This is a genomic window from Legionella qingyii (assembly GCF_003184185.1).
The window spans coordinates 229,407-249,774 of sequence record NZ_QHJG01000008.1; the positions used below are offsets into that span (position 1 = coordinate 229,407).

Here is a 20,368-nt window from a genome sequence, read left to right on the forward strand (position 1 = left end):
TAAATGTATCACTCATTAAATTTCAAAATTACATCTGGTACTATATGAGCTTGATCTTCCCCAGGGAGGCAATAAAACCAGCTGTCATTTTCTTTGAAAAGACAAATTTCATGGCGTTCCAAATTTTTACTTGTTTTGTGCAAAGAAACGATTAAATGACGCTCCAAGCTCAATACATCGAGCACCATACGTTTCATCTGGTCAGATTGAATTTGACTTCCTTGGGGTAATTCAAAGGCGTTTTCATAAACGGTACCTTCCGCTTTTTTTGCACCGTTCACAGTAGAGGATGGAAATTGGACCTCTACTATATAAGTCGCAAGATTACTATCAAAGAATACAGACGTTGCTTCCTGACCACAGGTACTGGTACGTTCCATTTTTTTAGTAAATAAAACGGGGCAGATTTTAGACTGTTCATTAATCGCTATTTCAATAGCCTGATATGGATTTTCATTAAATTCCTCGACAGAAACAAAAATATCAATAGTAGGTGACATTTCTTTTTTCTGCATCTGGTAATGGTATACATCATTATTTACAACGCGAATGGTGATCCAGCCACTGCTCATTCCCTCAACAGCCGGGGATGGCTTTATTGATTCATGTTTCATTATTGCCATGGTCAATACTCCTAAAAAAAATTTAAAACTACTACTTCAAGAGCAGCGGAACTTGTTTTAACAGGAGATAAAGTAAGACTTGATGGATTAAAACGAGTCGTTTTATCACTGAATTAAAATCTTAAGGACTAAACAAACCTGAATTTATTTATTCCTGACCTTTATCTCAGCGACAAACCCGTTTATTCATTAAAACTAGATAATCAGTTCTCCAACTATCCTTAGGGGAGAAGATAAGTCGTTGTATTTCAAGTTTCGATTCAGATTGAAGCCAGAAGCCAACTCGAAATTAACGCCAATTGTAACAAAATAAATCCATTTGATCAAATTAATGATTATTCTATCTCTATCTCAAAAAGTTGCAACTTGAAGTCCGTTTATCAAGTAACAATTATCAAGGACAAAGATCAACTGATTAGTCGAGGTATTAATGAGCCCAAAGTAGTGGAACAAATTAGTAGATTATCAACCAAAAAGTAAAAATCATTCCTTGAAAAATTTGTATAATGATTTATCCGCTAATGTTTTCAATAATGTGATTTGATTATGAAAGTCGTTCGGCAAAAAAATTGAGTAAAAATAGACATTTATTTATCGCTGAATGTATAAATAAATAATCGAAAATTGAAACTAAGAACCCACCATGAACAATAAGTCAAATTCAATTGTATCAAAAATACCGATAAGCATCTGGATTTTAGGATTTGTCAGTATGCTAATGGATATTTCATCAGAAATTATTCATAGCTTACTGCCATTGTTTTTAACTACTACTTTAGGTGCAAGCACTTTTGCAATTGGAGTAATTGAGGGGCTAGGAGAATCCACTGCCCTGATTGTGAAAATTTTTTCAGGTGTATTGAGTGATTATTTAGGCCAACGGAAAACTCTCGCTGTTATTGGTTATACATTGGGTGCTTTATCAAAACCACTTTTTGCATTGTCACCGACTAGTGGCGTTGTTTTATTTGCCCGGGTATTCGATAGAATAGGAAAAGGAATCAGAGGCGCTCCTCGAGATGCACTGGTTGCTGATATTGCACCTTATCAACTAAGGGGCAGCTCCTTTGGGCTGCGCCAGGCACTGGATACAATAGGTGCTGTACTCGGCCCTTTGTTAGCAACCGGATTGATTTTATTTTTTGCAAATAATTTCCGAGCTGTATTCTGGGTTGCGGTCATTCCTGGAATCTTATCTGTTTTAATACTTATTTTTGGGGTAACCGAACCCAAAATACATAAGGAGAATGAGAAGCGCTTCAATCCACTTCAACGCCAAAATTTATCTCGCTTAGGTAGGGCTTATTGGTGGCTTGTTGCAATTGGAGCAATTTTCACCCTTGCTCGTTTTAGTGAAGCGTTTCTAGTGCTACGCGCAATGAATGTTGGAATGCCAATTTCTGCAGCACCTTTTATCATGGTTATCATGAATTTCACTTATGCTATTTCTGCCTATCCATTCGGAAAGCTGGCTGATCACATGAGCCATTCTAAACTGTTAATGATAGGCATAATGGTTTTAATTGTTGCCGATATACTGCTTGCAATAAATCAATGGACAGCTGTTATGGTAGGTGCTTCTCTTTGGGGGATTCACATGGGTATGACTCAAGGTTTATTGGCAGCTATGGTAGCTGACGCCTCACCTATAGATTTGCGTGGAACAGCTTATGGTTTTTTTAATTTAGCAAGTGGGTTAATGATGCTCGTGGCGAGTATGCTTGCTGGATTTTTGTGGGAATACTCAAACCCTTCTTTTACATTTTATATGGGGGCGTGCTTTTGTGTTATTGCTCTTATTGGACTTGCTGCTCGCCGTATTCATTTAAATTTATATCTATAAAACGAAGCCAAAAACGCTTTTGATCATTATTGATTCAGCCATATTATGGATTAATATGGCTGAATTAAACTCAATCAGTGTGTGTATGTTACATTGGTTGTGGTGCAGAACTGTTCTCCTCAATTTGCGCCAGAATACCATGAAGCACTTCATCGTGTTCCATGATTGAAACATAAGCAGGATATTTCTCCCTTAACCCGTCAACATCACTTTTATTATTTAGAACATCAATTAATAGTTTTGCAGCTAAAATTTGCTGGTTGCAGCATTTCAGGTTTGATTTCATTTCCTCTTGTTCATTACTATAAAATTGCTGCACAAAGAGACTGAATCTCGTAAGAATGCTGCTAGGTTCAGCTGAGAGGGTATCAAGTGCTTGCACGATGGCTTCCGTTTTTTGGTATTTTTCCTGAATGTATTGTTTTAATTCCTGAATCAGGAAAAACCTGCTCGTGAAGTAGATGCATTGAGGATGATCAGCCCAGATTCCAATTCCTTGATTGTAATAATCATGCTGAAAACCCATTAATTCAGCCCAGCTGTCACGTTCTTCCTGAGATGCAAAAGCAATAGCCAGTTCATGTCCCTCATTGGCTAAATAAACACCCTGATCGCCAAGGCCTTTGGAGCATTTCATGATAATTTGATGATTTTTCGGATCAAGATTCACCATGTGGTGGAAAGACTGCAGGCTCGATTGATAAAATTTATCAATAAGTGTTGGATCATTGGGACAAGAAATACTGATGCTTGGAGTATTGTTCCAGCTTCCTTTGCAAATCAGTTGGGGGGCAATACTAGCAGTATAGATATTCTTAACGGATTCATTTACTTTGTTTATGTAAGCGCTGACCTCTTCTGGTTTTTTATCAACAGAGTCTGCAAAAATTCTATTGATTAGGTCTGCAGGCAATTTGGATAAGTTAGATTCTTGCTGCATGGAACCTTGTATTAACATCATTGCCAGATTGGTAGGATCAGTCCGGTCTAACACCAAGGGGAAATGATAATCCAGTCCGAAATCCTTGGGAATATGCCCTGCAGAAGCCATCACCTTGAATACTTCCAGGGTAAGTGCCATAGCCAATTCTCCATATTTTCCGTTACATAGATCTATCCATTGAGGTGTACGAACGGGTAACTTCCTTGCATACACATCTAAACTATCATAGATGGATCGTTGATAAGATTCCTCAAATATATTAGGTAATATATAGGCTTGCTCTTCTCCAGATAAGCGATAAAACCAGGTGTCATTTTCTTTGAAAAGACAAATTTCATGTCGTTCCAAATTTTTACTTGTTTTGTTAAGAGCAACAATTAAATGACGCTCTAATCCCAATACATCGAGAACCATACGTTTTATCTGGTTGGATTGAATTTGGATTCCTTTGGGTAATTCAAATGCGTTTTCATAAACTGTACGTTCCTTTTTCTTTGCGCTGTTCACAGTAGATGACGGAAACTGAACCTCTACTATATAAGTCGCAAGATATATATCCATGGATACAGAAGTTTGTTCTTGGCCACAGGCACTGGTACGTTCCATTTTTTTAGTAAATAAAACGGGGCTGATTTTGGACTGTTGATTAATCGCCTGTTCAATAGCTTGAAATGGATTTTTACTAAATTCCTCGATAGAAACATAAGTATCAACAACAGCTGAAATTTCATTTAACCCCATATTGAATTGGTATACATCATTATTTACAACGCGAATGGTGAGCCAAGCACTGCTCATTCCTTCAACCGTAGGGGATGGTTTTATTGATTCATGTTTCATTATTGCCATAGTCAATACTCCTTAGAAAAAATTTAAAATTACTGCTGCACGAGCAGTGGAATTTGTTTTAACAGGAGATAAAGTAAGACTTGATGGATTAAAACGAGTCGTTTTATCACTGAATTAAAATCTTAAGGAGTAAACAAACCTGAATTTATTTATTCCTGACCTTTATCTCAGCGACAAACCCGTTTATTTATTAAAACTAGAATAATCAGTTCTCCAACTATCCTTAGGGGAGAAGATAAGTCGTTGTATTTCAAGTTTCAATTCAGGTTGAATCCTGAAGCCCACTCGAAATTGGATATATTGTACCAAAATCAAACAATTCAATCAATATAAAATCAAAAACCATTAAATTAATATAGAATGGACCTACAGTATAAAGAAATATAGCTCTCCAACCATACCAATTCTTCTATGAGGCCATGGTGTATCGCATGCGAGTGGATTGCCCTTGGCGCGATCTATATGAAGAAATTTGCCAATGATTTAGATCTACTAGATGACACAACCATAGCCCTGATCTTATAACAGACTTACTGCATCAAGTTTAAATTCGTTTGAATATTTCTTTCTTACTGCCATTAGTTTATCCAGTTAAGGACATTATCTCTTCACCGGTTGTCAAAATCTGTTGGACCACGTCACGCTAGCAAGGATTCAGCTAAAACAGCATAACCAATCCGTCAACCAAACTATTTTTGAACAGGCCTATGGACTTACAGCATAAACTCGCGGACAATAACTCGATTGTGAGACAGAACCGCGATGTCTAGTCATCATATAACGGAGGTAACAGTATGTTTGAATGGTTAAAGTCAGCTTTTAAAAAGGCTGAAAGTAATGATGGCGTTTCTGATATTACCCACCTTAAACAGCAAAAAGAAACATCAAATTATAAAGAAAGTCAAAGTACCTGGGTCTATATTTGGAATATGACTGCACAAGGTCCTGGTCATGCAGCTATCCAAATAGGCGGTTCCAAACCCAAAATGAATGAAGAAGATCCGGGAGAGTATATAAGTATTCATCCCAATAGTATTCCTTCGATGGGTCCAACTGTTGTTTTGCCCTTACCTGCGCATCTTGCTACGACACTAGCAGAGGATATGGAGTCTGAAGCGATTTCCCGAGGTAAAAGTAATATTAATGATTTCGATTCCAGACCTAATTTATCTACAGAAAACCCCGAACCATTACCTCCCGATCAAACATTTAAAATAGAAAATCTCGATACAGAAGCAATGTTAAATCATATTCATAAAATTGAAGATACTGTTCAAACAGGTAAAACAAGTTATCAGCTATTCCCTAACATAAATCTAAATGGATTTTTCAAGGATATGCCCTCTTTCATTAATCAGGACCCAATTGACGTAGAAATAAATAGGAGGCTCTCATCAAAATATGCAGAGAGCGATAATCAAACCACGAATTGCAGTGTGCTGGTTAGCGATATTTTGGATAGTGGTGGTAAGCATATCGTCAAATCAAAATTGCCTTGGGGCATATCGCCAAATGGACTATCTGACTCCTTAAATAAAGGACCATGATTTCAATAATGGTTTGTTTGGCGCCTAATTCATTTTTTAGTATATAGCATTCGCCATTTTGGGCTGTTTAGCTTGAATGGCGAATAGATCAGCATCTAACTAAAGTTATTTTTTGTTATTGTTTACAAACCTAGATTTGAATTCTTCCTTATCGATTTTCTCAAATCCTTGCTGTCTGAGTTCCGTGGGAAAAAAAGTTGGTACGAGAGGGTTCGATACAGAAACTCCAGCCGCGTTACAGATATGAGTGGATGAACTGCAACAGTTATCTACCTCGATCTTTTTTTGAACATGACTGTCGTTGTCATATACTTCAATTCCGCACATATCCTCTTTTGGTGCATTCCCATTTGTTTGTTCAAATTTCTTTCTACTTAATTGAGAGCTTTGATAAGCACTATAAGCTGCAGCAACAGGAGAAGAAAGTGGATTTATAATACCAAAAACAGCGTAATAGCGCGATCCACTCTTAACGTCATCTTCGAATTTTTTCTGGGCTTGTACCCCATTTTTATATTCCTCTGGCCTGCATTTTTTGATAAAAACATGATCAGCTTCTTCGAGGTCTTCTTTATAATCATTAGCAAGCTGCCCCCCAACCGGTACTGATCCAAAAGTGACTGCATTCACAAGGGAGCCTACTGCTCCGGGGAAGAAGCTTGTATGATTTATCTTGGTTTTTCCTTCTTGTTGTTTCACAGTTGCAACTGATACGTGACCTGGTCCATTTTTTTGATTCGTCTCTTTTACGAAAGAAGCTATATGATAATCAGTACTAGCCTTTACCATTTTTTCATCTTGTATTGTTTTCTCTTTATTACTCTTCATAATATGAACTCCAAATAATCACTATGCCCAACAATTGCATTTTAAGATAATATGATTAACAAACTATTAATTAACGATATTTTTTCATAGGCTTTACAATTTTGAAACATTGGTTTTTTGAATGGTTTTGTCGCAAAAATTTTTCCCGCTGGTAATTGCAGTTATTTTGTGGGTAGCTAAGCAGCTAACTCATAGAATTGTTCAACAAGAGTCATATTTTCTAGTTGCCACTGATTTTTTTCTCAGTATGTGGTGTATCTGAACCCATGATAAGGTTGCTTGTGCTAAATGAAAGGCCTTAATGCCGGTCATCATTTTAGTGATTTTGCTCAAAATCAGGAGAATAACCAAATCTTTTTATCTCGGATTCACTCTACTCTAGAGGGTGTATTGACAATTGGTCTTTTAGGTGCAATACAATTAAAACTACAGTTTCCAGAAAAGGAAATTCTCATGTTTCAAAAATATGAGGTTCCTATTCGCAATCACGCAATGTATGTTGAACAAAATTCCTTTTCAGGAATGGATAGAAGTAATTGCTTTGGAGATGTTCTTGATAGTATTCCTTCTAAAGTGATTATCAATGATTTGGAAAAAAACTAAGAGACTATGCCACATCTATTGGAATTAAAATTCAATATCAGGAAATTAAAGATTTTGATAACTACTTATTTACATAGCATACAAGGGCTGGTAAATAGTGAGATTCGAACCATTCATTACTTAAATTTTGGTATTGAAATGCTTGAAACCTCAGTTACTTCAACTCAATGTTTTCCTGAATTATCAGGCTCTAAATTGAATTTAAAAGGAGGAGGTAACACCTTCATAAATCAAGTAAATAAAGTGCATCAAGATGAGAGGATAGAATATACATCCTCATTGCCAACATGTGTACTGATATACAATCGAATAGGAGAAATCATGGTTCTTGAAAATCCAATGAATGTATTATTCACTACATCCAGGCTAATTATTCAGGAACCAACGCTTAATGATTTTGATAATCTGTATCAACTCCAATCAAATTCTGAAGTAATGAGTTTTATAGGTAATGGGGTACGTGACAAAAATGAAGTGAAGCTTGGATTAGAAAAAGCAATTCATCATTATCATAAACATCAATTTAGTTTAGGCTCGGTTTATACTAAAAACTCACATGAATTTATCGGTCGAGCAGGTCTGATCCACCTCAATTATGACGACAATCAACCCGAGGTTGAACTCGCTTATGCTTTATTACCTAAATACTGGGGAAACGGGTACGCCACAGAAATTACCACATCTCTAATTCAATTTGCATTTCAAAAGCTCAACTTACAAAAACTAATTGCTGTAGTACATCCTGGAAATACCTCGTCACAAAATGTATTAATCAAATGCGGGATGAGCAATACAGGAATGCTCAATTATTGGAATAAAGAGATTATGAAATTTGAAATAACCAATAAATCCTAATTATCTAATTGACTCTCATCTAAGTTTAATTCGAGTTGAATTCCCTCATGGATCCTCTCCTGCTTCAATTTGATTCCTATGCCTAACAATCTTACTGGCATACGTTTTCTCAAAAATCCTTCATGGATAAGTTGGCATAAAATATTTACATCGAGATGATCATGCACACATTCAACAGTGGTTTGCTGAAAATCATTAAATTTTAATTTAACAAAAAGAGTGTGTATCCCGAAAATGTCTCCCGCACGTTGGATTCGTGTTTCAAGACGAACCATTAATTCGGGTAGCGCAGCAAAACAAGATTCTACATCGAGTAAATCGTGTAAATAGGTTTCTTCAACACTTATTGATTTTCGAATACGCTCAGGATTAACTGGACGCTCATCAACTCCACGGGCTAAATCATAAAGTCTCTGCCCCATAACGCCAAACTCATTAAATAAATAGTCCACTGAATGGCGTTGTACATCGCCACATGTTTTAATATTCAAAGAGTTTAGTTTTTCTTCCATTTTAGGACCCACACCAAATAATTTGCGCACCGGTAAATCAATCATAAATGAAGCCACTTCTTCTGGCTTAATCACCTTTTGCCCATTGGGTTTATGCCAATCACTGGCAATTTTTGCCAAGCTTTTATTTGGCGCAATTCCTGCACTCGCAGTCAATTGTCGTGTCTGATAAATTCGCTCGCGAATTTCTTGTGCCATCCAGGTCGCACTCCCTTTACAATTGGTAGAATTCGTCACGTCAAGATAGGCCTCATCCAAAGATAAAGGTTCAATCAAATCGGTATACTCTTCGAATAAGGCCCTAATGTATTGACTTTCGCTTCGATAAACTTCCATGCGGACAGGCCGTAAGATGAGGTGGCGACATAACTTTAGTGCTTGTGCTGTGGGCATGGCTGAACGTACCCCATAAGCTCGTGCCGCATAATTGCACGTAGCAATAACCCCTCTTCGATCAGCAGCCCCTCCTACCGCGATGGGTTTATTGGCAAGCTCAGGAAAATCGCGCATTTCGATTGCGGCATAAAAACAATCCATATCAATATGAATAATTTTTCTTATTGGGCTCCTCTTTAGTTCATTCATTATACATCCTTTCAATACAAACGAACTTGAGGAACATCAGACCATCGCGTGGTATAAGCAGGTGATTTAAGCTCTGCTCGCATAGCCCAAGGTTTTGAATATCCTTCAGCTGCGAGTCGAATCGTGCTTCTTCCATACTTTTGATTGATTTGATCCAACACACTCATCAATTGCTCCGTATGATGTAAATACTCATCGCTCGGCTGATCAAAGATGTCCAATTGTCGTGGATTCTTAGGAGTCAAATCAAGAAGACTTACTCCTGCTTTTTTATAGTAATATCCTGGTTTAAAAATACGATGAAGACATCGCTTGGCGATTTTAGTAATTAATCGCAAATCATCCGTTGGATTAATCAATCGAAATTCTATGGATTGAAAATGCTGGGCCAAATCCTCACGAAACCGATTGGTATGTACAAAAACAGCAATGCGTTGCGCCAACAAATCTTGGTGACGCATTTTCTCCACCGCACGTGCACAATGACTACTTACTGATTCAGCAATCGAGGAACGTTGTGTTTGCATCTGCCCAAAACTTTTGGATGACATGATATTTTGTTTCGGCTCGACGTCTTCTAAAGCACCACAGGCAATTCCTTGAAGCTCAAGCGCGGTACGCATCAAAACAACATTAAAACTCTTCTTCAAAAGATGAGGATTGGTCATTGCCAAATCATAGGCAGTATGAATACCTCGTGCGATTAATTTATTTTCCCATTGCCGCCCTACCCCCCATACCTCCCCTACTGAAATTTGCTTTAATAATTGCTCACGATTTGATGTGATATTAAATACCGGTATCTTAAAGACCTTTTTAGAAAGATAATTGGCCGCCTTCGCTAATGTTTTAGTGGGTCCAATCCCTATAGAGGTAGGTATTCCTGTGTGCTTTAGGATTTTCTTCTGTAGCTGCTTACAAAAGGAATCATGGCTATAGGCCGGTAAGCTACTTAAATCAAGAAAGGCTTCATCAATGGAATAGATTTCCAAATGCGGCCAACTTTCTTCAATAGTACACATCACTCGATGACTGATGTTGCCATAAAGGGTGTAATTCGAGGAAAAGGCCTTTACTCCATGCTGTTTGCACAAATCTTTAATTTTAAAATAAGGCTCACCCATAGCAATTCCTAATGCCTTGGCCTCATTCGAGCGCGCAATGCAACATCCATCGTTATTGGATAAAACCACGATGGGAACATCTTTTAAGTCAGGACGAAACAATCGTTCGCAGCTCGCATAAAAATTATTGCAGTCAACTAGGGCAAACATGTTAGGCAAGCTCATGAAGAACTAAAGTCACTACCCCCCAAATCACCATTTCATCCTCCTCCGTAATATCAATGGGGTTAAACTTAGGATTGGCAGGAAGTAATTGTACCCTCCCTCTTGTTTTGGAAAGGCGTTTTACGGTAAGTTCACCATTGACCGCCGCTATTACAATTCGTCCATCAGAAGGTTCTATGCTTCTATCCACTAAAAGCCAATCACCTGAAAAAATACCCGCATCCACCATCGAATCCCCAGTAGCTTGCAAAACGAATGTAGCTGAGGGATGTTTAATGAATTTGGTATTTAAATCGAGATATCCTTCTATGTAATCATCGGCAGGTGAAGGAAATCCAGCTTGTATTTTACTTGCGAATACCGGCAATTGGTAAATCTTACGATTCTTGAGTTGCTCTAATTCAGCAAGCTGAGATAGGGAAATACGAACTGCTTTGGTAGGCTCCCCCCTAGGACGCCCTGCCCCTGCTCTTTTTCCGCCTCGTGGTGACATAATGACTCTTTTTTTGATTTGCGTACAAATATCATAGACAAGGAAAAATAAGCTGTAAATCCCTCCTAAAAGCTACACAGACAGAAATGATACTAAGTCTTAGAGAGTAATAAGAAAATTTTCTTTCAAATTTTTTTATTTGGATAATGGTTCCATTGCCAATGGATAATCAAAGTCAGCCTTATTCACTAAAGTAGTGACTCGATACCCTTCCAAATCCTCATAAGGATAAGGTTTCATCAACGCCATTAATTGCTCTTTGTCATATTGGGAGTTATTTAACCAAATAGCTTGGGCCTCTTCATCTAAAATAACAGGCATCCGATGATGCACTGACTCCATGAGTGGATTGGCATCCGTTGTAATAAGGCAACACGTATGAATCACTTCGCTATTGTGTTGCCAGGTGTCCCAAAGAGCAGCAACGGCCAACAAATCACGGTTCTTTTTTTGAAAAAAATATGGTTGTTTTACCTCTCCTTCCTGATGCCATTCATAAAACCCGCTCATGGGCATTAAACAACGCTTGGATTTCACTAGCTGACGAAAGGCCGGTTTTTCAAAAAGGGTGTCTGCACGTGCATTGATGAGACTTCCAATTTTTGTTCGGTCTCTAGCCCAAGAAGGGATAAGCCCCCATCGCAATAACACGCTTTGAATTTCATGGGCATTCGTTTCTACAAGACATACCACCTCAGCCCCTGGGGCAATATTAAATCGAGGGGCAATTTCAATCGAATTGGATAGATGAAATTGGTATTTTAACTTGTCATAAGAAGCTACATAAGCAAATCGGCCACACATCATATACTCACTGTTTATTTAAAGTGTAGTACCGCTTTATTTTTCTTGTGCATGAATGAAAAGGCACCTTGGTAAATGATGAATCATCTGATTAACTTCTAAATTCTACAAGGAGTTTGACAGACTATAAACAGACTTATCCACAGAAAATGTGCATAACTTAAATGAAATTAAGGAATTTAAAATTGATATAATTCAGACACGGTAAGGTTTTTAATATTTTACTGATTAATCGTTTATAATTTGATAAGAAAGATATCCACAGAAAAAGGATGAGGAAAAGAATTTAAACCCAGCTATCTTATACAAATAAAAAATAAAAAAACAGTCTTGACTCGCACTATTTTTACTTTTTATTTTGAGCCGCTGCTTGATTACGCTCTGTGCTTAAAAAATAATTCTTTTTAAAAAATAGAAATACAGAAATTCATGCTTATCATAGATTAGTATCACTCTTCGGAGTTGGACCTGGGGGAGTTATTGTATCAAGTTGAACATGATTTCCTACTCAATCATGGACGAACCTCTCAGGTTGGCCAGTTAAGGCAACTAGGAAAAGACGTACTCCTTTTAACAAAGCCTTTGGCAAAATTTCTTCATTACCAGAATACGGTAAGTGCAATCCTAGGAACCAAAGAAAAAGAGTAAATTAAAGCACCGATTGCCGTCTAGTCTTGCCCACGCAGAGCATGGGCAAGATAAGTTCACATTGAGATTTATGGTTTATAAAGTTTCCGATGTTGTACTTAATGACTGCAAAGCATCATTTGTAAGCGCACCATATCGTTCTAAAATACCAATAATCTCTTTCTTATTCGGAACGTTCCTATCATCCGTATTACTGATCCAATCTAATGCTGTCCAACCATTAGAGGGGGAAGGTTGATTTATATCAAAAGCCAACTTTTTACTAAATTTCAACAGTAATCGGACAAGAGGAAGACAGGCCCCAGCTGATGCTTTGCGTAATGCTAGCGCATAATCCTTATTTTCAATAGCCTTTAAAAGCGATTCGTATTGCGCATCGTCCCTACAAAATTGCTTCGCCTCAACCAAAAGATATTCATGATGGTTTGCTTTAAAAATTCCATACTTTAACACTACAGATAACTCTTTTGGCTTTTCATCCAACTCCAGCTGCGATGATTTTTTTAGAAAAATGGATAAGGCAAAAGCATCATTATCATTGAGCGTGGATTTTGTATAGTATTTTTGCCCATCAGAGCCATAGTAGTAACAAGCGGTTTCAAAGCCAGCCTTTTCGAAAACATCTAATGCAATTTCATCATCAAACCAATTGGCCGTCTGATAAAAACGATTAACTGAATATTGATATCCAGGTTTCATGAATTGGTCTAGATACTGCTCATTATCATGGCTATCAGGATGACCTATATAGCCCAAACCATAGGCATTTCCCTCAATCGGTATGGATTTTTCCACCATTTGTTCCTGATCAAATACAGATACAACCATCTTACCATCTATCTGGGAGGTATTACGGTTAATTAATGTAGCGGCATTAACACATACAAATCCAGGATATTCAAATTTTAATTTCTTGGCGTTTTCCACAGAATGCTCGATTAATTTGAGCGGATCCAAGCTTTGGAATGTTTCTGGGGAATTCATTTCAATAAAAATCATTCCTCCAGGTTTGAGAATCTTCTGAAATTGCTGTATTAGCTGATTCATCTCGCCAGGAGTTAGGAAATGTAACATTTGCGAGACCCAAATAACATCATAACGATTTTCAAATTCGGGATTTTCCAACTCTGAAAGAGCATTTTTTGCGTAGACTCTAAGAATATCTTCTAGATCCTCACCACTCCATAACTCCTTATCCATGCTATTGAGGCGCTTTTGTAATTCTTTCGCAGTAGGAACTTGCTTTTCAAAAGCATCAACTTGGGCGCCAGCTGCTAGTAATTTCCAAGTCATGGTGCCAAACCCAGCACCCAAATCAGCAACGACGGGTCTTATTCCTTGTGTAGTATAAAATTCCCGAACTGACTCCAAGCAAAGCTGCTTGGTAAGGTTTACCCCAGGAAAACTGTATCCATAGTCAATATAAGAGTTTGGATTTTTAAGAACACGTTCCTGTCTTTCGAACACTACTTGTAAACTTACTTTTTCAACAAACTCTGGTTGCACATTTGCAGGCAACCATTTCCTTACATCTCTATCAATTTTATTGTACATAATGATTTATTTTGGCTAATAAAAAGTGAGGGATTTTATCATCATACAATGAAAGAAAAAACATCTAACTGTTTTTTATGAGAGCGAACAATAAAATAATTGTTAAAAACAAATCCAGCTATCATGTAATTTATTGTTATTATGTATAAGTGCATTAACGTGATTAAAAAAGATCACCAATTTTGGGTAATACCATCGATTTACTTTGTGTATAATCCGAGGAGAAAAAACCACCCAAAAAACTATAGCAGTACAGGTAAGATCGTTTGCCTTACAACGATTCATTTGTTCCCCTTATTCGAGCGTTACGGCTTTAGCCGGGTTTCAAGAGAGTGAACCGTTCGACTAACACTAAACAATATACAGGACGTTTATTTTTTAATACATTTTTGCGGATAGGAAGATGCGTACACAACCTTTAAGACAATTCGCTAATCGACAAATAAAACAGAATAGACATGGTAAATGCCTGGCTCGTAAACACCGTGCCTACGTCATCCATAAGATAATTGATGATTTGTTTGCTATCCGGAAAATGCCTACTTAATGGCAGGCTTTCCAATCTGAGCAAGTTCATAAACTGGTGAGTTACCAGAGTGTATCTGCGCCAAAATACGAACATTCTATCAATTGTTAAATCCCATCTCATAAGGCATATTTGGAGTGACTTAGAAAATAGCTATCTGGAAAATAGGCGAATAATACTGATCCGTCTTTTATAGTATTGATTATGGATTTTGCCTGACTTGCAGCAACCGCAGGACAGCCCCATGAACATCCAGCACGACCAGCCTCTTTGATATAGGAGGGTTCCACATACCACGCCCCATGCACTACAACCCGTCGCTTGTAAGCATTAGAGTTTAAGTCTTCTTCCAAGCCATCAAGGTTTAAAGAATAACCATTATGGCCAATGTATGTCCCTTCGGTAATATAGGTTCCGAGGCTTGATTGCTTACCACTTATTTCGTTAGAAAACTTATAGGGGACAGGGCCGTTTCCTGAATTCTGACCATGTGCAACATAGGTTTTAAGGACTAACGTATCCTTCTGCATATCAAAAATCCACATTCGATGTTGATTGGATGGGACAGAGAAGTCGATAATAGTTAACATTGTGTTTTTAACTTTGCCTTGCGCAAAAGCTTTTTTATAGGCTCTTAAAGCCAGCTTAATCACATCTTTGCTTAATTTGGGATCGGCCTGGGTTAGTTTTTTGATTTCTATATCTATTTGATCAGTAGGGGTAATTTCTTTTTGCCCTATGTACTTGTTTGAAGTTGAATATTGATTTTCTAATACTTGGTTTAATAAAAAAGCGATTTGAGAAATCATAATGCCTCACGTTCTCTTGAATTAAAAATAAAGTCTCGAATAATGGAGGATCACACCTCACCATAAACATGAAACCATTTGAAATAGACTAGATTTTTTTTGAACTTTTGAGGTCACTTTAACGATGATTGAACATCTTTATTTTTGCAACAGCCAGAAGTATTTTTTTCAATTCTATAACAAGCTTGAAATAATTAAGAAAGATCTTGTAGTTCGTTCCTATTTATAAAAACATTCTTTAAGTGTAGCACAACAAATCAAGTTGAATTAAATAAAATCAATTAATGAGGGGTGTGGAAATAAAATCAGTGATAAGGACATTGAGCTTGAAAAAAATCTGTTTATTCATCAGCAACAGTAACAATATATTTTGATCTGTTATTTTGATTATGAGTCTTTTACTCGTGATCTTTTTTAAGTGATTATTGTTTGGTGGATGTTAATGGACAAACTTATGTTTTTTCTTCTTACTGAGCCTCTTTAAGGGGCTCTTGTCTGTATGGTGATTGCCTTAATCCAATGCAATAAAATCTGACGGTTCCCTATCAATAAACTGTTTGATTAATTGTTGCCAAAAAGGACGATACAAACAATTAAATAAAGGATGTGAATCATCAACAGGAAAACAAGGTCCATGATTTACTTCTAGCAGCCAAAGTTTATTCCCCTCTGCTTCAACCATAAAATCAAAACCAAAACAAGCAATTCGAGGTTGGCTATCTTCCCAAACAGTGGCAAATTGATTTTTCAATGCATTGACCAAAAGTTGGCAGATGGAAATAATATTCATCTTGTAGGGTTGAAAAATTGCTATCTCATCGCTTAAGCGTTGCACTACATTCAGCCGTTCATCACTCAGATGTTCATTGGTAAGATGAGCTTCCAGTAGGTTGAAATTATCTTCTTGATAAGGTTTTAATGCAATATTCAAATAGCCGCTAGGAAAAAGGGCTGAACCAACATGTGTAGATACCACGACCAACTCTCGAATTGAAAATTTATGCCCAAAGATGGGTCCCTGAATTAATTGAGGTTTAACAATATAACGTTGCAAAACTTGGGGGCCTCCCATGCGCTGATGAGAAAGAAAATGTGCCTCAATGGCGTTTAAGTCATGAAATATATGAATATGTTGTCCATTATTTAACATGGATGGTTTTAATATCCAAGGCGTGTTGGCAGGATGTGAGTTACTGATATTCGTCAAAACACTAGGCCAAATCTCATCATCGATATAAAAAGTCTCCGGCATCAAATAGTCAAGCTGATTTGCTTGTAGAAAAGCGGCAAGCAGATGCTTATACTCCAAGGTTTGGCTAATCAGCGGTGAAAAATGGAGCCATTCCTCATTCACCGACGCCAGCGCAGAAAACTTGCTTGGCTTCCATCCCTCGGCTTTCAAAAAGCGAGCTAAATTAGCATGAGTTGGCGTTTTGTCCTCTACTAAATGAAATTTCCTCATAACTTTTGATATTAATTTTATCGGTTCTGTATTCTATAAAACAAGTATAGTCCTCATTAAATGAATCCGAAATACATGATATAGATAAAGATTGTCATACTTATTCGCCCCTTGCGTTTGGTAACAATTTTAATTTGAGGCAATTCGCGATTCGAATATGAGCGATAACACTTAATACCCCCTTAATTTTGATCATTTATAATACATTGTGCTCAGCAGAGAATCATGGTGTATTATGCAAACTAAAAATGAAATCGAAAGTGTCCAAACTACTTCAAAAATAGTGGTAAATTATCACAAGCATCCCGAAGTGGGTGGTACCGGCCATGTTTCAATAGAAGCTACTCATGAGGGTAGAACACGCGTGATTAGTGTTTATCCAAATGATAAGTTATCTGTACTAACACCACTTGCAATTTCATCGATGTACGTTTTTCCTACTAAAGCAGTAAATCATAGTTCCCCATCTAGCTCGGACAGTCCTATTCATGCTACTTACGATATTACTGACAAAATAGAGAATATGGATGCGGCTATGGAAGAGATAGAAAACTTATACGAATTAATGAATTCAGGCCGCGCTTCCTTTAGCTTAACACCGTGCTCAATAACACAAACTACAACCGCAATTTTGAACAGTAATACTTCAACCACCAATATGTTGCTAGGCCTTAAGGTGTGTGATAGAAATCTCATGGAGTATGAAATTTCAACTGTTGAAGTAATTAATTGTGCCGAAGCAGTGAGTAGAATCCTAGAAGCAGGTGGTATGAAGAGGCCCTCTGGCATAATGTCCTTTCCTACCCCATCCAGCATTAATAGTCATTTTGCTTCCCTATGTGAAAATATAGCAAAAACAGATTCAGCTAAAGAGCAAAGTTTGGAATGTATCGAAGAAGTTCCAGAACAAAGTCAAACGATCTCTACTGAGGAAAATCCTGGTTTGTTTACACGCATGTTTAATTCGGTAATAGGCTTTTTTACTCCGAACGAAACTCAATACAGCACAGAGCCAACGGCTCAAAGCTCTTGTAACTACAATTATGATTGGTCCTCTCATCATAGTGGGTTTACCGATGAGCCTGAGAAAGTAGAAGTAGAAGTGCAGGTAGAAATATCATCAACAGAACAAGAATCAACATCTGATTTAGAGTTTCGCAATGAGGATAGAACTTCTCCAAAAGCTTCAGAATGCTCTGAGTCCTTTTTTAGTACAGAATCGATTACTGCACAAAGGGAAGAAGAATCTGATTTGGACTACTGTTCAAGATACGATTCCATGGTGAATTAAAAGGCTTATATGGCTCAATTAAAATCTGACGCCCTTTAGAGGGCGTTATGTTTTGTGCTAGTAGATGTCTTTAATCGTTTTCATTAAGGCATGCCTTGTAACCAATTCCATTGTTCCATACAATCCATTTAACTAAGATGTTCTTCGCATCAACAGCATTAATTTGGTTTGCTGTTTAAATAACCAATAAAGGGAGGAATCCTTTATGCGCAGTAAAAAGGAAAACACCTATACAAAACCAATCCAATTAGAAAATCCGCAGGAGGATGATTCAGTCACCATTTTTGTTTGGTCCACTGGATTGAATAGCCTTGGCCATGTTTCAATGAAATTTAGCGATAATCCAGGACATTATTTGAGTATCTGGCCCAAATCAACCCCTGCTGGAGGACTTACGTCAATATGGCCATTAAAAGCCACTTCAGCGACAAAACTAGAAGATGATTGCCTGCAAGAAGCAATTAGACCAACAGAGGATTTTGCAAATCTAATGGAGCCCTTTGAGATTGTACCTTTACAACCTGATAAAGTATTTGTAGTACATGGGCTTGATAAACAAAAAATGATAAATGAGTTTACTCGGATAAAAAATGGATTTGATACAGGCGAAGTGTGTTACCAACTTCTACCCGGAGTAAAAGCTTCTGACTTTATCCACCGCATTTTATTAGGAAATCCAAAACATACAGAAGTATATAACTGTGTTACGCTTACAGGACACTTATTAGAGGCAGGAGGTAAATCTCTGATCAATGATCCTTGGGCAACTCCATCTAATTTTGCAGAACAATTAGATAATCTAGATCAAGTAACCTCACTCAATCCAGCTGCAATTGACACTAAAAACCAAAGCATCCATGAAGACGCGCCTAAAACTCAAGCGGAACCAGCAGCTATTTCTGTCAGGAAGAGACTGACAAATCGGTGGTTTAGCGATGATAATTTTGATGATTATACAAGTAGCCATGAAGCATCAGATACTCGTCCGGAAGTTCCAGAATTGGTACCAATGAGAGAGGATACGCCCAGTCCAAGAGTTGCAGAATCTTCACTTTCTTTTTTTGGCAATGGAAATAACGCTTCACAATCCTTTTTGCAAAAAAGAAACGAGGAATCTGATTCAAGTTATCTGCAAAGAATGGATTTCATACTCAATTAAAATTCATGTCGGGCCCATGCCCGACTCTTTCGGCTGTCCAGAACAAAGATTAATAGCACAAGATTAATAGGCCAGAGCCTGCCCCCCTAGGTTCCATTTTTTCCGTCATGGCGATAATGAAATGAGTTTAAATGAAGGGGCTCAGGAAGCATCCCTTAAGCAAGCCAGACGCCTTTTAGATTAATATTAATCAGTTTTTCCCAAGTTTCTTCAGTAACATCAGCTATTTTTTCGGGTTTTTGTTCAATGCCGGCATTATTAAATGCATAATCTAATTGACCATAGACCTTGATAACATTATTTATAAGAGATTGATGATCGCAATATTGACTAACATCACATTTGAAATAAGCAGCGCTTCCACCATTTTGAATAATAAAATCTCTCGTTTCTTCGCCTTTTTCTGAAATATCGGCGATAACAACTGAAATATTATTTCTAGCAAACTCAATTGCTGCTTCTTTACCAATCCCAAATGCTGCTCCGGTGATTAAAGCAACTTGCTTATCGTTCATTCTCAAAATTACGGCCCTCGTTCCTTAATTAAACCATCAGCAAATGCACTTCTTCAGCTTTTTTTGAATTATTTTTAGCTCTTGCCTGAATGAAACTTAATTCATCAGTTTGCATAATTATTACCAAATCAATCATTCCTTCAGCTAGTTTGTATTTTCAAACTAAATATCCACTTCTTCATCTCGGGGCTAAGGAAATAATAGAACCGTTAACCTACATAAGGAGAAAATATAATGGTAACGATAGATTATCTTCTTTAGAATAATGAAATTTCTCGACAGCACTCAAACCAAACACAAGACACTGACAATTTATTAATCAAGGGGACCTGATTTAGATCTAATATAATACTTAAGTGGGTTAACGGTTCAATTACTCCCTTAGCCCCAAATTGTAAACAGTAATTTGCATCCTGATTCGGAAGAATTTTCAATATCGAAGCGCTAATAGAAATTTCTTCTTGGGCATTCAAAGAAAAAATATACATATCTGACTTAGCATACAAATCAGTACTAAACGAAATATCAACGACGCAAAAATGAGCGCTTTTTTAAGAAAAAAAAGCGGCCGTAAAGCCGCTTTTCAAGAATAAAACCCTGGCGATGACCTACTTTCACATGAGGAGACCT

General features: G+C 37.3%; 17 protein-coding genes and 1 pseudogene. 7 read left to right on the forward strand and 11 right to left on the reverse strand.

From position 1 onward, the window contains the following. Positions 1-8: 8 nt before the first annotated feature. The gene (locus DGG96_RS07090) at positions 9-623 is read right to left on the reverse strand and encodes a hypothetical protein (RefSeq protein WP_110141370.1); all 615 of its coding nucleotides are present in this window, start codon (positions 621-623) and stop codon (positions 9-11) included. A 643-nt stretch (positions 624-1,266) separates the two neighbouring features. On the opposite strand from DGG96_RS07090, the gene DGG96_RS07095 reads away from it, so the two are divergent. Beyond that, complete coding sequence (locus tag DGG96_RS07095; protein WP_110141369.1) at positions 1,267-2,466, forward strand: MFS transporter; 1,200 nt, start codon at positions 1,267-1,269, stop codon at positions 2,464-2,466. An 88-nt stretch (positions 2,467-2,554) separates the two neighbouring features. On the opposite strand, the gene DGG96_RS07100 is transcribed toward DGG96_RS07095, so the two are convergent. Beyond that, positions 2,555-4,258, reverse strand: a complete 1,704-nt coding sequence (locus DGG96_RS07100) for a hypothetical protein (protein WP_110141368.1) — start codon at positions 4,256-4,258, stop codon at positions 2,555-2,557. A gap of 794 nt (positions 4,259-5,052) precedes the next feature. On the opposite strand from DGG96_RS07100, the gene DGG96_RS07105 reads away from it, so the two are divergent. Then, complete coding sequence (locus DGG96_RS07105) at positions 5,053-5,805, forward strand: hypothetical protein (RefSeq protein WP_110141367.1); 753 nt, start codon at positions 5,053-5,055, stop codon at positions 5,803-5,805. Between the two features lie 105 nt (positions 5,806-5,910). On the opposite strand, the gene DGG96_RS07110 is transcribed toward DGG96_RS07105, so the two are convergent. Further along, entirely contained in the window at positions 5,911-6,633 is a 723-nt protein-coding gene (locus DGG96_RS07110) for a hypothetical protein (RefSeq protein ID WP_110141366.1), read from the reverse strand. A gap of 288 nt (positions 6,634-6,921) precedes the next feature. Here DGG96_RS07110 and DGG96_RS07115 point away from each other — a divergent pair, with 288 nt between their 5' ends. Then, positions 6,922-7,236, forward strand: coding sequence for a hypothetical protein (locus tag DGG96_RS07115; protein WP_233590489.1), 315 nt, complete (start codon positions 6,922-6,924; stop codon positions 7,234-7,236). Positions 7,237-7,242: 6 nt separating this feature from the next. Continuing rightward, entirely contained in the window at positions 7,243-8,091 is an 849-nt protein-coding gene (locus DGG96_RS21165; RefSeq protein WP_240610424.1) for a GNAT family N-acetyltransferase, read from the forward strand. Here DGG96_RS21165 and dinB read toward each other — a convergent pair. The 5 genes from dinB to DGG96_RS07150 form a co-directional block, all read right to left on the reverse strand. Then, positions 8,088-9,188, reverse strand: a complete 1,101-nt coding sequence (gene dinB / locus DGG96_RS07130; RefSeq protein ID WP_110141365.1) for a DNA polymerase IV — start codon at positions 9,186-9,188, stop codon at positions 8,088-8,090. The two genes, DGG96_RS21165 and dinB, sit on opposite strands and share 4 nt — an antisense overlap. Positions 9,189-9,199: 11 nt before the next feature. Continuing rightward, positions 9,200-10,477, reverse strand: a complete 1,278-nt coding sequence (locus tag DGG96_RS07135) for a Y-family DNA polymerase (protein WP_110141364.1) — start codon at positions 10,475-10,477, stop codon at positions 9,200-9,202. Beyond that, positions 10,464-10,970 (reverse strand): LexA family protein, encoded by a 507-nt coding sequence (locus DGG96_RS07140; protein WP_110141363.1) that lies wholly within the window; start codon positions 10,968-10,970, stop codon positions 10,464-10,466. Before DGG96_RS07140 ends, DGG96_RS07135 begins: the two co-directional genes overlap by 14 nt. A 135-nt stretch (positions 10,971-11,105) precedes the next feature. After that, entirely contained in the window at positions 11,106-11,774 is a 669-nt protein-coding gene (locus DGG96_RS07145; protein WP_110141362.1) for an SOS response-associated peptidase, read from the reverse strand. A 723-nt stretch (positions 11,775-12,497) separates the two neighbouring features. Further along, entirely contained in the window at positions 12,498-13,976 is a 1,479-nt protein-coding gene (locus DGG96_RS07150; RefSeq protein ID WP_110141361.1) for a class I SAM-dependent methyltransferase, read from the reverse strand. 403 nt (positions 13,977-14,379) lie between these two features. On the opposite strand from DGG96_RS07150, the pseudogene DGG96_RS21385 reads away from it, so the two are divergent. Beyond that, a pseudogene (locus tag DGG96_RS21385) lies at positions 14,380-14,520 on the forward strand (integrase); the annotation flags it as partial. 101 nt (positions 14,521-14,621) lie between these two features. Here the strand turns inward: DGG96_RS21385 and DGG96_RS07160 are convergent. Both DGG96_RS07160 and DGG96_RS07165 read right to left on the reverse strand, forming a co-directional pair. Beyond that, a complete protein-coding gene (locus tag DGG96_RS07160; RefSeq protein WP_110141360.1) occupies positions 14,622-15,311 on the reverse strand; it encodes a murein L,D-transpeptidase catalytic domain family protein in 690 nt (229 codons plus the stop codon). Positions 15,312-15,822: 511 nt separating this feature from the next. Next, positions 15,823-16,773: an ATP-grasp domain-containing protein gene (locus DGG96_RS07165; RefSeq protein WP_110141359.1), complete on the reverse strand. Its 951-nt coding sequence runs from the start codon at positions 16,771-16,773 to the stop codon at positions 15,823-15,825. Positions 16,774-17,008: 235 nt separating this feature from the next. On the opposite strand from DGG96_RS07165, the gene DGG96_RS07170 reads away from it, so the two are divergent. Together DGG96_RS07170 and DGG96_RS07175 are read left to right on the forward strand one after the other, a co-directional pair. Then, positions 17,009-18,064: a hypothetical protein gene (locus DGG96_RS07170; RefSeq protein WP_110141358.1), complete on the forward strand. Its 1,056-nt coding sequence runs from the start codon at positions 17,009-17,011 to the stop codon at positions 18,062-18,064. 205 nt (positions 18,065-18,269) lie between these two features. Then, positions 18,270-19,223, forward strand: coding sequence for a hypothetical protein (locus tag DGG96_RS07175; RefSeq protein WP_110141357.1), 954 nt, complete (start codon positions 18,270-18,272; stop codon positions 19,221-19,223). 155 nt (positions 19,224-19,378) lie between these two features. Here the strand turns inward: DGG96_RS07175 and DGG96_RS07180 are convergent, their stop codons facing one another. Continuing rightward, positions 19,379-19,738 (reverse strand): SDR family NAD(P)-dependent oxidoreductase, encoded by a 360-nt coding sequence (locus DGG96_RS07180; RefSeq protein ID WP_110141356.1) that lies wholly within the window; start codon positions 19,736-19,738, stop codon positions 19,379-19,381. Positions 19,739-20,368 lie beyond the last annotated feature (630 nt).

Bases quoted from the DNA above. Each gene is read 5' to 3' on its own strand.
- DGG96_RS07090 (WP_110141370.1), bottom strand. From the start codon at position 623: ATGGCAATAATGAAACATGAATCAATAAAGCCATCCCCGGCTGTTGAG.
- DGG96_RS07095 (WP_110141369.1), top strand. From the start codon at position 1,267: ATGAACAATAAGTCAAATTCAATTGTATCAAAAATACCGATAAGCATC.
- DGG96_RS07100 (WP_110141368.1), bottom strand. From the start codon at position 4,258: ATGGCAATAATGAAACATGAATCAATAAAACCATCCCCTACGGTTGAA.
- DGG96_RS07105 (WP_110141367.1), top strand. From the start codon at position 5,053: ATGTTTGAATGGTTAAAGTCAGCTTTTAAAAAGGCTGAAAGTAATGAT.
- DGG96_RS07110 (WP_110141366.1), bottom strand. From the start codon at position 6,633: ATGAAGAGTAATAAAGAGAAAACAATACAAGATGAAAAAATGGTAAAG.
- DGG96_RS07115 (WP_233590489.1), top strand. From the start codon at position 6,922: ATGAAAGGCCTTAATGCCGGTCATCATTTTAGTGATTTTGCTCAAAAT.
- DGG96_RS21165 (WP_240610424.1), top strand. From the start codon at position 7,243: ATGCCACATCTATTGGAATTAAAATTCAATATCAGGAAATTAAAGATT.
- dinB (WP_110141365.1), bottom strand. From the start codon at position 9,188: ATGAATGAACTAAAGAGGAGCCCAATAAGAAAAATTATTCATATTGAT.
- DGG96_RS07135 (WP_110141364.1), bottom strand. From the start codon at position 10,477: ATGAGCTTGCCTAACATGTTTGCCCTAGTTGACTGCAATAATTTTTAT.
- DGG96_RS07140 (WP_110141363.1), bottom strand. From the start codon at position 10,970: ATGTCACCACGAGGCGGAAAAAGAGCAGGGGCAGGGCGTCCTAGGGGG.
- DGG96_RS07145 (WP_110141362.1), bottom strand. From the start codon at position 11,774: ATGTGTGGCCGATTTGCTTATGTAGCTTCTTATGACAAGTTAAAATAC.
- DGG96_RS07150 (WP_110141361.1), bottom strand. From the start codon at position 13,976: ATGTACAATAAAATTGATAGAGATGTAAGGAAATGGTTGCCTGCAAAT.
- DGG96_RS07160 (WP_110141360.1), bottom strand. From the start codon at position 15,311: ATGATTTCTCAAATCGCTTTTTTATTAAACCAAGTATTAGAAAATCAA.
- DGG96_RS07165 (WP_110141359.1), bottom strand. From the start codon at position 16,773: ATGAGGAAATTTCATTTAGTAGAGGACAAAACGCCAACTCATGCTAAT.
- DGG96_RS07170 (WP_110141358.1), top strand. From the start codon at position 17,009: ATGCAAACTAAAAATGAAATCGAAAGTGTCCAAACTACTTCAAAAATA.
- DGG96_RS07175 (WP_110141357.1), top strand. From the start codon at position 18,270: ATGCGCAGTAAAAAGGAAAACACCTATACAAAACCAATCCAATTAGAA.
- DGG96_RS07180 (WP_110141356.1), bottom strand. From the start codon at position 19,738: ATGAACGATAAGCAAGTTGCTTTAATCACCGGAGCAGCATTTGGGATT.